Annotated in this window: 14 protein-coding genes and 1 pseudogene; 5 read left to right on the forward strand and 10 right to left on the reverse strand. The window is 64.9% G+C overall.

The annotated features are described in order from the left end of the window. Window positions 1–182: 182 nt before the first annotated feature. Complete coding sequence (locus GGR90_RS11240) at window positions 183–656, forward strand: hypothetical protein (protein WP_209023727.1); 474 nt, start codon at window positions 183–185, stop codon at window positions 654–656. Between the two features lie 240 nt (window positions 657–896). Here GGR90_RS11240 and GGR90_RS11245 read toward each other — a convergent pair whose 3' ends face one another. Genes GGR90_RS11245 through trbJ form a run of 8 tightly spaced genes read right to left on the reverse strand, consistent with a single transcriptional unit; the run spans window position 897 to window position 6,386 of the window. Further along, window positions 897–1,145 (reverse strand): helix-turn-helix domain-containing protein, encoded by a 249-nt coding sequence (locus tag GGR90_RS11245; RefSeq protein ID WP_342449930.1) that lies wholly within the window; start codon window positions 1,143–1,145, stop codon window positions 897–899. 38 nt (window positions 1,146–1,183) lie between these two features. Beyond that, the gene (locus GGR90_RS11250; protein ID WP_167921562.1) at window positions 1,184–1,396 is read right to left on the reverse strand and encodes a DUF2274 domain-containing protein; all 213 of its coding nucleotides are present in this window, start codon (window positions 1,394–1,396) and stop codon (window positions 1,184–1,186) included. Next, window positions 1,393–2,622, reverse strand: a complete 1,230-nt coding sequence (locus GGR90_RS11255) for a TraB/TrbI/VirB10 family type IV secretion system protein (RefSeq protein ID WP_342449931.1) — start codon at window positions 2,620–2,622, stop codon at window positions 1,393–1,395. Before GGR90_RS11255 ends, GGR90_RS11250 begins: the two co-directional genes overlap by 4 nt. Next, window positions 2,619–3,437, reverse strand: coding sequence for a P-type conjugative transfer protein TrbG (gene trbG, locus GGR90_RS11260; protein WP_245198677.1), 819 nt, complete (start codon window positions 3,435–3,437; stop codon window positions 2,619–2,621). Before trbG ends, GGR90_RS11255 begins: the two co-directional genes overlap by 4 nt. 14 nt (window positions 3,438–3,451) lie before the next feature. Beyond that, window positions 3,452–4,135, reverse strand: a complete 684-nt coding sequence (gene trbF / locus GGR90_RS11265) for a conjugal transfer protein TrbF (protein WP_167921564.1) — start codon at window positions 4,133–4,135, stop codon at window positions 3,452–3,454. A gap of 4 nt (window positions 4,136–4,139) precedes the next feature. Continuing rightward, entirely contained in the window at window positions 4,140–5,420 is a 1,281-nt protein-coding gene (gene trbL, locus GGR90_RS11270; protein WP_167921565.1) for a P-type conjugative transfer protein TrbL, read from the reverse strand. Further along, a complete protein-coding gene (gene trbK-alt, locus GGR90_RS11275) occupies window positions 5,417–5,668 on the reverse strand; it encodes a putative entry exclusion protein TrbK-alt (protein ID WP_209023728.1) in 252 nt (83 codons plus the stop codon). Before trbK-alt ends, trbL begins: the two co-directional genes overlap by 4 nt. Before the next feature lies 1 nt (window position 5,669). Beyond that, entirely contained in the window at window positions 5,670–6,386 is a 717-nt protein-coding gene (gene trbJ / locus GGR90_RS11280) for a P-type conjugative transfer protein TrbJ (RefSeq protein WP_167921567.1), read from the reverse strand. A gap of 130 nt (window positions 6,387–6,516) precedes the next feature. Here trbJ and GGR90_RS19770 point away from each other — a divergent pair, with 130 nt between their 5' ends. Beyond that, window positions 6,517–6,768 carry a hypothetical protein gene (locus tag GGR90_RS19770; protein WP_381449603.1) on the forward strand — a complete coding sequence of 84 codons (252 nt, stop codon included), beginning with the start codon at window positions 6,517–6,519 and terminating at the stop codon, window positions 6,766–6,768. A 366-nt stretch (window positions 6,769–7,134) separates the two neighbouring features. On the opposite strand, the pseudogene GGR90_RS19775 reads toward GGR90_RS19770, so the two are convergent. Together GGR90_RS19775 and GGR90_RS11290 are read right to left on the reverse strand one after the other, a co-directional pair. Next, window positions 7,135–7,641: pseudogene (locus GGR90_RS19775) on the reverse strand (ParB/Srx family N-terminal domain-containing protein); the annotation flags it as partial. After that, window positions 7,590–8,504: an acyl-CoA dehydratase activase gene (locus GGR90_RS11290; protein ID WP_167921568.1), complete on the reverse strand. Its 915-nt coding sequence runs from the start codon at window positions 8,502–8,504 to the stop codon at window positions 7,590–7,592. The pseudogene GGR90_RS19775 and the gene GGR90_RS11290, both read right to left, overlap by 52 nt. Before the next feature lie 410 nt (window positions 8,505–8,914). Between GGR90_RS11290 and GGR90_RS11295 the strand changes: the two genes are divergently transcribed. From GGR90_RS11295 to GGR90_RS11305, 3 genes are all read left to right on the forward strand, one after another. Further along, window positions 8,915–9,706, forward strand: a complete 792-nt coding sequence (locus tag GGR90_RS11295) for an SDR family NAD(P)-dependent oxidoreductase (RefSeq protein WP_167921569.1) — start codon at window positions 8,915–8,917, stop codon at window positions 9,704–9,706. 73 nt (window positions 9,707–9,779) lie between these two features. Beyond that, window positions 9,780–10,961, forward strand: a complete 1,182-nt coding sequence (locus GGR90_RS11300; protein ID WP_167921570.1) for a 2-hydroxyacyl-CoA dehydratase subunit D — start codon at window positions 9,780–9,782, stop codon at window positions 10,959–10,961. Between the two features lie 27 nt (window positions 10,962–10,988). Continuing rightward, complete coding sequence (locus GGR90_RS11305) at window positions 10,989–12,365, forward strand: 2-hydroxyacyl-CoA dehydratase subunit D (protein ID WP_167921571.1); 1,377 nt, start codon at window positions 10,989–10,991, stop codon at window positions 12,363–12,365. The last annotated feature ends 9 nt before the right edge of the window (window positions 12,366–12,374 follow it).

Raw genomic sequence — 12,374 nt, forward strand, 5'->3', positions numbered from 1 at the left:
TCGCCAGCTCAACGAGCGCCCCAGAAAAACCTTGATGTATCAGACACCGGCTGAAATGTTCGCTGAGCGTGTTGCGGCGACCCGTTGAACCCACCGTCGATTCCGGTCATCGCGTACGAATTGGCACGAATGGCAGCAAGCGACCGATTGCGGACGTCAGTTCGTTGGTGCATTGATGGCCGATGGATAACTCGACTGCTTGCTGTTGCTCCGAATTAGCCGACACCGCCATAATTGGCATGGGCGATGCCGAAGGGATGGACGAGCGGGTTTTTGAAACACTCGATCTTGTTCGCAATTACGGAGATGATAAATGGTGGCTCTATGCGTCCACCTGCCGGGCCTGCGGACAGAATTGGATGATCGCCCAAGAAGAACGTATTCACGATAACTATTGCTTGAAACGCATTGACTGGCAGACACTAAACGAGATTGTCGAACATTCCGGGTGGCCTGACGATTTTCTTTCCTATGAGAATGTACTGCGTCTCGGGCGGGAAGCCGGATACGTCGCGACTTTCCTCGACCCGAAAAGCCCCGCTCTCGTCGAAACGGCGCAAGATTTGCGACGCGCGAGACCAGAAATATCGATCGAAGATGTTGCGTATGCACTGGCGATCCCGACCAAACAGGCTGAGAGACTATTCAAGGCTTAACGTCCGCTCCCCACCCCATTTCGGCCATTCAGCCGCGCGGGAGCGGCGGGCAAGAAAATTCGGGGGTTCGTTTCACTGAAAACGGCAGAAAACGTAGGTTTTCCGGTAGCGGAGGAGGGACCCATATCAAGGTATTAATTATCTGTTTTCACACGATTTATTTTGACGACCGCTCGAAAACCGCCCCAGTTTTAGCCCCCATTCGACGAGTAGTTTGCGGAATACGACAGACCGTTTTTGTCAGTTCGCTTCCCGCGATGTCTCCGATGCCGTCGTTCCGCGCGGGCGATGCTGCATTCGATTTGCTGTGAGAAAGCGGCGGATACTGTCCACCATGATGACGGTCGCGCGCCCGACTTTTGCAGCCTCGATGTCCCCCGAGGCGATCAGCTCATATATGGTCGAGCGCCCCAGACCGGTCATGCGGCTGGCGTCAGGAATGCGAACACTGATCGGTTCGATCGGCAACCGGACGTCGCCGGTCGTCAAACTTGCTCCGCTTCCGCGACGGTGCATCGCTACGTCCTTCACCGCTGCTTGCTGAACTCGCGGTCGCCGGCGATGAAGCGCTCGATCATCGGCGGGATGAGCTTCTCCGGCGTCAGCGCCGATGCGAGCCCTGTCAGCTTGGCATGGACCTCGGCATAATCTGCTAGGTCGCGCGCGAGCGCGCCCGATATCTCGAGTGTCAGCTTCACCGGTTTGTCTTCGGGGATCGGACCGAGGCGGAGCTTCGTCATCGCGCCGCCCCGATGTCGATCGGCTCCAGGATCAAATCGCGCGTGACGATGACGCGGAACGCAAAGCCCGGGCGCACTGTGAGAGTGGGCGGGACGGACAGTTCGCGCTCGACGACCCGCCTTCCCGCCTCGTTCGTCCCGTCCTGCACCCCCGCGCGCAAAGCGCGCACGAGGTCGCTGTCGCCGCCCGACACCAGTTCGGTGCCGACGCCGAGAAGCGAAGAGATCAGCGCAGCGCGGAGCATCCGGCCCCAATGATTGTCGACCTTGTCTTCCAGGCCTGCCATGCCGGACGCATCGGCACCGGGCTGACGGTCGAGCCGGATCGACCGGCCACCGGGAAGGATGAGCCTGTCCCATGCAAGAAGCACACGGCTCTGCCCGGCGACGACCTCGCTGTCATACTCGCCAACAAGGCGCGCGCCTTGCGGGATCAGGAGAATGCGGCCCGTAGGGCTATCGAAAACATTCTGCGTGACCTGGGCACTGATCTGACCGGGCAGGTCGGAGCGTATGCCCGTGATGAGCGCGGCCGGAATAACAGCGCCTGCCTGCAGGATGAAGGGCGAGCTCGGAGCTACGATCGGCTCACTGCTCTCGATGGGAGGCCGGCCGCCGCCCGCCATGAAATGCCGCCGCGCCGATGTAGCCGTCGGCTTCTCGGGGGTAGCTTCGGCGGAAGCCGGCGCCGCGGCGATCTCGGCCGCAGCCTCGCGCAGCGACGCGCCACCGCTTCCGCCAAGGAAGAGCCGGCTCGCCTGCGCGGCCTCCCGCTCCTGCACGGCGCGCTGCCGCGCCTGTTCGGCCGCCGCGACCCGGGCATCGACCGGCGGTTGCGCCATGCCGGGCACGGGGACGGTTTCGCCGGCATTCTGGGCCGCCACGATCGGCCGCCCGAGATCGCCGGGAAGCGGCGGCCCCAGTTTCGGCACCGAACCATAGTCGGCAGGGCCGCCGGTGATCGCTTCCGCCCGATTGGGGTTGGTCACCTCGTAGAGCTCCTGCGCAGCTTTCGGATCGGGTGTCCGCAACGCCCAGAGCAAAGCGCCGCCGATCGCGAGGCCCGCCGCCCCGCCCGCAAGGGCGAGGGTCTTGCGCGACAGACGCATGACCCGCGGCAGCTCGCCTTCGAGCCGGAAGCCGTCGGGGCTGGCGGGGGCCACCGCTGCCGGACAGAGCTCCGCCTCGACAGGCGCCCCCTCGCCTTCTCGGTCCGGCGCGTTCACTTGCCGCTCCGGCGGCGGGGCGCATCGCGCTCGATGCGAACCGAGTTCGCGGCCCTCCCGCTGCCGAGACGAAGCTCGGCGCGCTCGAAGAGGCGGTCGACAATCATGAAGCGGCCCTGGACGCGGTAGTTGACGAGTTCGGCTGCGCCCTTGTCGCCCAGAATGAAGAGCGGCGGCATCTCCGCGGTCGCGACATTTGCTCCGAATTCGACGAAAAGCTGGCGGCCATCGTCGAAGACGCGCTGCGGCCGCCACGCGACCTTGTCGCCTGAAATCCGGTAGGCAAAGTTCAGGGCGGCGAAATCGATCCCGCCGGCCACGGGGGCAAGCCTTTCGCGTTCGGTCTCCGCGGCGCGGAGCGCGATCAGCTCGTCCTGCGGATAGGACCAGGACACGCCCGCCATATAGGTCGACGGCGTTGCCCTGAGCTCGATGTGATAGGTTCTACGGCTGGTGTTGATGACGAGGTTCGTCATGATATCGGGCCGCGTTGGCTTCACGAGGATGTGGACGCGGCGCGATACGCCGGCGCCGCTCAGCGTGTCGCCGATGATCCAGCGCACCGTGTCGCCTGCGGCAACCGGTCCGGGGCCGACAAGCTCCTCGCCTTCCTGCAGCGCGATGTCGGTGACCTGGCCCGGCGCCGTGTAGATCTGGAACAGCGCGCCATCGGCCCAGGCATATTTCTGGATCGCGCCCTGGAAGGTCGCACGCTCGGGCTGGACGCGGGCGGCGTCATTGGCGCGGCCGACCTGGACCTTGGGATCGCCGGGCGCGGCGTGCGCGGGAAGGCCGAGCGCGAGGGCGCCCAGCAAAAGGGGAAAGCGGATCACTGGCTGAGCTCCTTCGACCAATTCAGACTGGACACAAAGACGCCGAGCGGGTTTGTCCGCAGCGCGTCGGCGGTTCGGGGCGGCTGGATCGTGACCGTAACGATCGCGGACCAGCGCGAGGTTTCGAGGAGGCTGCCGTCCTGATAGCGGCGCTCGGTCCAGGCAATGCGGAAGCTGTCCTTGGACGCCCGGATCACGCTCGATACATCGACCGCGACCTGGCGCTTGCCGATCTCGGCGAACGGGTCGTTGGTGCGGGCGTAATCATTGAGTGCCTGCGCCCCGCTCGTCGTCGCAAAGTCATAGGCGCTGAGCCAATCCCTGCGCAGAACGACGGGATCGGCGGGAATCGAGCGGACATGCTCGATGAAGCGCGCGAGGTGGAAGGCGATCTGCGGATCGGTCGGCGCGAACTCGCCGTCGGCTGGCGCAACCGAGCGCGCCTCGCCAAGCTTGTCGACCTCGACGATCCAGGGCGTGATCGTGCCGCGTGACGCCTGCCAGACCACGGCGGCGGCGAGCCCGCCCGACAGGAAGAGCGTGCCGAAGAAAGCGAGCCGCCAGTTCCTCGCCTGGACGCGAGCGGAACCGAGCCGGTCGTCCCAGACCTGGCCTGCGCGCTGATATGGCGTCACGGGCTCGGGCGATTTGCCATAATGATTGGTCGGTCGTCGAAACATCGCGTCATTCCTTCTGGCTGATGTCGGGAGCGGAGCCGGCACCATGGCTGTCGCCGGCCTTCAGTGTCTGCGAGGCGATCGTCGCGCCCGATGTGACGGCCTGACGCCGTTTCATCGCAGCGGCCCATGCTGGCGGACCGGCGGGCGCGGAACCTTGTGCCGCCTGCGAGGGCGCACCGCCCTGCCCCTCGGCATAGCTTGACCGGAGCCGCGCCGCGGCGCGGCGCAGCGGAGATCCGGCGCCACTCGCCGCGTCGCGCGCCACATTCGCGAGGCCCGCGCCGAAAGCGCGCATCCCGCTCCTACCGGCTGCCCCGCGCGCATAGGAGGCCGATGCGCCGCCAGCGGTGCGCGAGGCACCGAGCGCAGTCCGGCCAAGGGCGCTGCTTGCCGCGCCGGCGGCTAGTGTCGCACCCGCTGCGCCGGCAGCAAGCGTCGCGCCCGCCGCGAGGGTCGTACCGGCGGCGGCGCCGGCGCCGAGCTGCGGGCCGCCGGCAACGATGCCGTTCGCCACGCTGGGGCCGAAAATGCCGAGGCCGAGCAGCGTCAGCGCGCCGAGCGCGATCGCCATGACTTCGCGGATGTCGGGCTCGGTGCCGAGTCCCGCATCCATGAAGCGCTGGAAGAGCGTGGTTCCGATGCCGGTGATGACCGCGAGCACCAGCAGCTTGATGCCTGAGGAAATGACATGCCCGAGCACGCGCTCGGCCATGAAGGCGGTCCGGTTGAAGAAGGCGAAGGGCAGCAGGACGAACCCCGCAAGGGTGACCAGCTTGAACTCCAGGATCGTCACGAAAATCTGCACCGCGAGGATGAAGAAGGCAATGACGACGATCACCCAGGCTATCAGCAGGATCAGGATCTGGACGAAATTGGTGAAGAGCCCGACCGGCCCGACGAGGTCGGCGGTCGCGTCTAGTAGCGGTTCGGCGGCGTCGAGCCCGGTGGCTGCGACCATGCCGGGGCGCATGAAGTCGCCGATGGCCATCGCTCCGCCGCTCGCCTTCAGGCCGAGACCTGCGAAGCTTTCCAAAAGAATGGTCGCAAGCGCCTGAAAATTACCGATGATGAAGGCAAAGACGCCGACGTAGATCGTCTTTTTGACGAGCCGTTGCAGCACATCCTCATCGGTGCCCCATGCCCAGAAGAGCGCGGCGATCGTCACGTCGATGACGATCAACGTCGAGGAAAGAAAGCCGACCTCGCCGCCGAGCAGACCGAAGCCGCTGTCGATATAGGTCGAGAAGACGCCCAGAAAATTGTCGATGACGCCGGTGTCGTTCATGGCTTGCTCTTTTCGGTCCGGAAGAAGTGGCGCCTTTTGGTCTCCCAGGCGGCCTCGCACTCGGGGTCGGCTTCGGTGACGGTGCGGCAGCGGCGCAGCGTGTCGCCATAATCGGGGGGTGCGTCCGCTCCGGAGATCTGGGGAGCGGACGCACCGGGCGCGGGCGGATCGAGCGCCGCGATGAGGGCAAGGGCCAGCGCAAGACCCAGGACGATTGCCCCCATCACCAAGCCGCCCGCCCGGCCCATCTCAATTGCCTTTGCGGAAACGGCGGAAGCGTTCGCGGCCCTCGGCCTCGGCGGCCGCCGCGCGCGCCGCGCCCAGCATCTCCGCCCGCCCCTGCGCGCTCATCACCGCTGCGAGGTCGGAAATCTGCTGCGACTGGATGGCGAGCAGCTGGTTGCCCGCCTGCGCCGCCTGCAGCGCCCCGGTCGCCGACTGGCTTGCCCCGACGATTGTCGAGATGGACGTGCGCGTACCGCCCATGTTCGAGACGATGCCGGCCTGCACCTTCATCGCATCCTCGAACGCGCCGACGCTGTCTTTCCAGCGCGCCTCGGCATTGGCGACCATCTCGGCGGCCGAGCCGGTCAGCGCACCACCCTTGTACCGCTGCTCGAAGCCCTTGCGGATGTCGGTCACGTCATAGGCAATGCCTTCGGCCTCGCTCAGCAGCTGGCGCGTCTGGTCGACCTGCGCCTGTAGTTCGCCGAGCGTCGAAACGGGCAGGCTCTGGAGGTTCCGCGCCTCGTTGAGCAGCGAAGTCGCCTGGTTCTGGAGCTGCTTGATCTGGTTGTTGATCTGCTCGAGCGTGCGCGCGGCAGTCAGGATATTCTGCGAGAAATTGCGGGGATCGTGGACGATGCCGCCGACCTGGGCCTGCGCCCGCATCGCCAGCATGGGGCCGGATACTGTCACGGCAGCGAGCGCCGCAGCGACCATCGTGCGGGCAAGTTTCTTCTTCATAGGGGAGACTCCTCATTGGGGGCGGCAATGGAGGGGAGCAGCTCGGCCGCCCATTCGAGCTTGCGGTGAGAGAGCCAGGCGGCGGCAAAGCCGGCGGCGCCACCCGCATCCCGCGTCCGGGATTGAAGACATGCTCCTCGGCCGCATCGACCCACTTCCAGCCTTCGCCCCCGATCCGCAGCGCCTCAGCCTCGAGCTTCGCGGCGACGAGCCGGTCGAGCAGGCCGACATCGGTCAGCCACCCGCCATGATCCGTTTCGAACAGGTCGCGCACCACGCTGCCCCCCGCCTCGACATAGGCATCGAGGCCGACGAAGCGGACGCGCTTGTCGGACACGCGGACGCTGTTCTCGGTAAGCTTCCGGCGCACCCAGGAAGGTGAGGGATCGTGCGCATCGGCGATCATTTCCCAGACCTGCAGCTGCCGCTCTTCGTCGTCCGCGACGGTGAAGGCCATCAGCAATTCGAGCGACATACGGTCTTCGCCATAGATGTCGAGGAGCGTCGGCGACACCGATGCGAGTTTCAGTCGCTGGCGGACGACCGCAGGTGTGACGAAGAAATGCGCCGCGATGTCCTCGATCGCCTGCTCCTTATCGACAAGGGCCTGCATCCCCCTGAACTGGTCCAGTGGATGAAGGTTCACGCGTTGCGCGTTTTCAGCGAGACTGTCGTCCTCGGCGAGAATGGCGTCATCCGCGGCGCGGACGCGGCATGGGATGGGCGCATCCTTGGCAAGCCGCCACGACTTGACGAGCAGTTGGAGCGCGCGATAGCGCCTGCCGCCGGCCGGAACTTCATAGTCGCCGGTTTCCTGACCCTCGGCGTCGAGGATCGGACGCACGTTCAGATTGTGGAGCAAACCGCGCCGCGCAATGTCGTCAGCAAGGTTCGCAATTCCCTCGTCCGGCCGCACGCGCCGGACATTGGCCGCCGACAGGATTAGCCTGTCGAAGGGTATGTCGCGCGAGGGACTGAGGGTGATTTTCGGTTGCGTTCGGGCCATCTGCCATCTCCGTGGCAGGCCGCCGCGAGACTCTCTCCCGGCTCGGAACCTGCCGCGAAGCCCCCTCCCCTCTCTCCCTCTCGCCGGACCGCGGCAATGGAATGTAGCGAGCTTGGGCGCGGCCAAGCCGCGACGCTTGGAACTGGCTCTTTGCGGCTGGTAGCTGCGGTTGGGACAGATACCGCCGCGGCTTGTCGCTAGTGCGTGGATTGCGCGGCAGCGGCCGCTGCCGCCGGGTTGCCCTTGCATGCCGGGGCGCAGCTCCCGGGAATGCCGATCCGGCTCTCCAGATCGTCATCGTCTTCGGGCCGGGCGGACCGCCCGAGAGAGGCCCGGTAATCGTCGAGCGCCAGCAACGCAGCGCCCAATGCGCCCGCGATCTGCGGCCTCTCGGGCAAGAGGAGCGGCATGCCGAGAACCTTCTCGATATGGTGGACCGCAGCCGGGTTCCGGGCAACGCCGCCAGTCATCGCGACAGGTCCGACCTTGCCGACGCGACTGACGAGGCCCAGCGTTCGGTTGGCGATGGAGGCGTGGACTGCGGCGAGGACGTCGGGCTTGCCATGACCTTCGGCGAGCAACGAGATGACCTCGGTTTCGGCGAATGTCGCGCACATGCTCGAGATCTTGAGCTCTTGCTCCGCCTCGAGCGCGACACCGCCCATCGCGTCGAGCTCGATCTCCATGGCGCGGGCCAGCACTTCAAGAAACTTGCCCGTGCCGGCCGCGCACCGATCGTTCATCGCAAACTGGACCACGAGACCATTGGCGTCGACGGCGATGACTTTGCTGTCCTGGCCGCCGATATCGATAACGAGACGCGCCTCGGGTACCATCGCAACCGCACCGCGGGCGTGACAGGTGATCTCGGTGTAGTTCTTTTCCGCGATGTCGAGCATGCGCCGGCCGTAGCCGGTGCTCACGGTCCGGACCATGTCGGCCTGGGTCAGCCCGGCGTCACTCAACGCATCGGCAACGGATGCCACGACCCCCTGCCCACTGACCGCGCCCATATGAGCGACGTTCGAGGCGACGATGCCGCCGTCGAGGTCGAGAATGACCGTCTTGGCGGTCGTCGATCCGAAATCGATCCCCATCACAAAAGCGTTCATTACCTTACCTCTCCAATCAGACAGCGGGCATTGGACCGTCCGCAGTGATCCGCCGTTCGAATTCGCACCGGGCCTGTCAGTCAATGCGCCGCGCCAGGGCACCGCTGCATTGCGGACAGGCGCATGGTTGGGGCGACCGGGACATATAGCCTATAGCATTAATAAATGAAATTCATCAACTGGCAAGTTCGGCAGACGCATGCGCGAGCCTGGTGGGACGAAACAGGCCGCTGGCGGTTCCGACTCCTGTCTCGCGAGCACGCCAACGAGCGAAAAATTTGTCTCACTTTTCCTTCAATTCCGTTCAATTCGCCAGCGCTCCGCCCACGAAAGGACGGCCGGTATAATTCCCCCATTGACGCCTAATGAGTTTTACTCAACAATGAGTCGGGAGAGGACGGAAGCAGGAAATGGACGAGAGAGCGGGCGCAAAGCCCTTTTCAGAATGCGGCGTATTGATTGCCGGCGGCACGTCGGGCGTGGGACTCGCCTCGGCGATCGGCTTCGCGCGCGAAGGCGTGCGGGGCATCGTCCTGCTCGGCCGCAACCCGGAACGCGGCGCGCAGGCGGTCACCTCGGTGCTGGCGGCAGTCCCGAGCGCCTCGGTATCGTTCATCAGCGCCGATGCTTGCGACATCGCCGACATCACGCGCGCCGCAGAGGCCGCGCGCGCGAAGCTCGGCTCTATCGACATTCTCCTCAATTCCACCGCGAGCAATTATGCGCCCGACCTTCTGATGCGGACGCCGATCGAGGACATATCGGGCATTTTCGATCGGCTCGTGCTTCCCCCCATCTACCTGACGCGCGTGGTGCTCCCATGGATGCGCGAGCAGAAGAGCGGCTCGATCATCAACATGGCGTCGGACGCGGCGAAGACGGCGACGCCCGGCGAAACGATCGCCGGCGCCGGCATGGCCGCGATCGTCATGTTCTCCCGCACGCTCGCGATGGAAGCGAAGCGCGACGGAATTCGCGTGAACGTCCTCACGCCTTCGCTCATCGCAGGAACCCCGACGGCCGATCTCGTCACCGGCGGCGGATTTAGCGCGAAGCTGTTCGAGAAGGCGGCCGCGATGGCGCATCTCGGTGTCGCCGTCCCCGAGGACCTTGCCGATATGGTCGTCTTCCTCGGCGGGCCCCAGTCGGCGCGGCTCACGGGTCAGGCGATCAGCATCAACGGAGGCATATCGGCGGCATGATGCCTCCTTATCAATCGGGTCCGACGTCGGACCATGGCGAACGGGACTGCAACTCCGTCGCCCGGAGAAGAAAATGAACGGCGCAGACAAAATCAATCTCATCCTCGGCGAGCTCGCCGGAGTTGCCAGCGACCCGCATGGCTATGCCGCCGCGTGGAAACAGGAAACCGGGCGAAAGGTGATCGGGGTCTTCCCGATGAATTTCCCGTCCGAGCTTGTCCACGCCGCGGGCGCGCTTCCACTCGTCGTCCAGGAAGACGAGGCGCCGATCACGCTTGGGCGCAGCCTGCTCTATGAATTCTACTGCGGCTACACGCGCAGCATCGTCGACCAGGCAGCAACCCGGAAGTTCGACGTCTACGACGCCTTCTATCTCGTCGATCATTGCGTCGCGCTGCTCGGCGCCGCCGACGCGCTGCGCTTCGAGATACCCGACAAACCGGTCTTCCTCGCGCAATATACGGCCTCGATGGACGAGGCGTGGACGCCCGCCGAGATCCGGAAGCGGGTCGAGGACCTGCGCGGGGCGCTCGCGGAATATTGCGATGCCGCCCTTTCTGACGACGAGATCGCGGCCAGCATTGCGGCCTACAACCGCAATCGCGACATGCTGCGGCAGATCTATGCGCTGCGGCGCTCGGGTAAGATCGCGCTCACCGGCCGCCAGATGCAGATCTTGGTGAAATCGAGCATGATCATGGAGGTCGGAGCGCATAACGAACGTCTCGATGCGCTCCTGCCCTTGCTCGAGACCGGCCTGCCGGCACCGGCCAACCTCGTGAAACTGCATCTCTCGGGCCATTTCTGCCATGCGCCGCGGCCCGAGCTTCTCGACATGATCGAGGATTGCGGCACGGTCATCGTCGACGACGATCTCTTCACGGGGTTTCGCTTCATCGCGACCGACGTTCCGGCCGACGGCGACCCGATCGCAGCGCTCACGCGCTGGTATTTCGATCGCAACACCCATGTCCCCTGCTCGACGCGCTCGCAAATGACCGTCGATTGGGAGGAGTATCTCGCCCGCTCGGTCCATGCGAGCGGCGCCGAGGGCGTGATCATCCTGCTCGCGAAATTCTGCGAGCCGCACATGCTCTACTATCCCGAGCTGCGCAAAGAGCTGATGCGCAGCGAAATCCCGCACCTGCTCATCGAGACCGAGCATGAGGGCCTGGCGCTCGAGATGCTGCGGACCCGGGTCGAGGCGCTCCTAGAGACGATACGCCTCAGAAAATTGCAGCCCGTCCTGGCCTGACCGGCTCGAACCCGAAGGAATGATCTGATGTCGCTGATAAAGCAAAACGCTCAGCCGAAGCTGGTGATCCCGCAAACGGGTGCGCCCGCCAATCGTCTCGTCAGCACGCGAAGCGGCGGCAAGATGGTGAAGGATTATTGGGACCGGCTCTTTTCCGCGCGCGAGCGCGGTGCGACCGTCGTCTGGTATAATGGCGCGGCGCTCAATCCCATTTTCCAGGCCGCAGGGATCGAATGGTGCCATGGCGAGGCTTTCGGCGCGCGCCTGGCCGCCATGCATCTCGAAGGTCCGGCGCAGCGGATGGGCGAGGAATATGGCTATAATCAGGAGCTTTGCTCCTATGCGCGCACGACGCTCGGATGCGCGGTGCTGACGCAGAAGGAAGCCGCCAAATATGTGAATGCGGGCGATGGCGCCGATGTACCCGATATTCCGAGCCAGGAGGTATTGGCGAGCAAGCTGCCGCCGCCCGATCTCTTCGTGAATGCCTATGCGGGCTGCAGCACCGGCCAGCAGTGGGACGAGATTTCGTACCGCCTGTTCAACAAGGAGCTGCCCTTCTTCAAGGTCTCCTACCCGCTTCTCTGGGGCAACAAGGCGGACGCCGGCTATCTGCGCGGCGAGGAATGGATGGAGGCGTCGCGCTATGTGGCGGCGCAGATCCACAAGCTCATCGAATTCCTCGAGTTTCACACCGGACGCCCGTTCGACTGGGACGCCCTTCGCGAGTCCATGCACTATATCAAAAAGGCGGCGCAGCTCCGGCTCGACGCGCTCGCGCTGTGCAAGGCGACGCCGACACCGGCGGTGTTCTGGGACTGGGTCGCCAGCATCGCGCCGATCAATTTCCTCCCCGGGAACCAGGACCTCGTCGACTATTTCGCCGGGGTGAAGGCCGAGATCGAGCAGCGCGTGATCGACGGCGTCGCAGCACTGCCGGGCGAGCGCTATCGCCTCGCCTTCGACGGCATCATGAACTGGAACAAGGTCGGCTGGCTCGCCAACCAGTTCGCCGACCATGATGCCGCGGTCATCTGCGGACGCTATACGCACAGCAGCTTCTGGAACGAGCCGCACCTGATCGACGAGGATGATCCCATCCTCGGCATGGCGCAGCATTATCTTCTCTGCCCGTTCAACCACAGCACCAAGACGCTCGGCGAACTCCTGCTTCGCGACTGCGAAACCTATGGCATCGACGGGGTCGTCTTCCACGCCACCCGAACCTGCCGCTCCGCCTCGAACGGACAGATGGTGATGGCGAAGATGGCGCAGGCGCGCGGCATCCAGACGATGGTCCTCGAAGGCGATGTCGCCGATGCCTCCTTCTACAAGGACGAGATTTTGATGAGCCGCCTCGAGGCGATGCTCGAGACGATCGACGTTCGGCGCCGCAACTTCTGAGCCGGCGGC

This window comes from Sphingopyxis italica, assembly GCF_011926545.1.
GTDB lineage: Bacteria > Pseudomonadota > Alphaproteobacteria > Sphingomonadales > Sphingomonadaceae > Sphingopyxis > Sphingopyxis italica.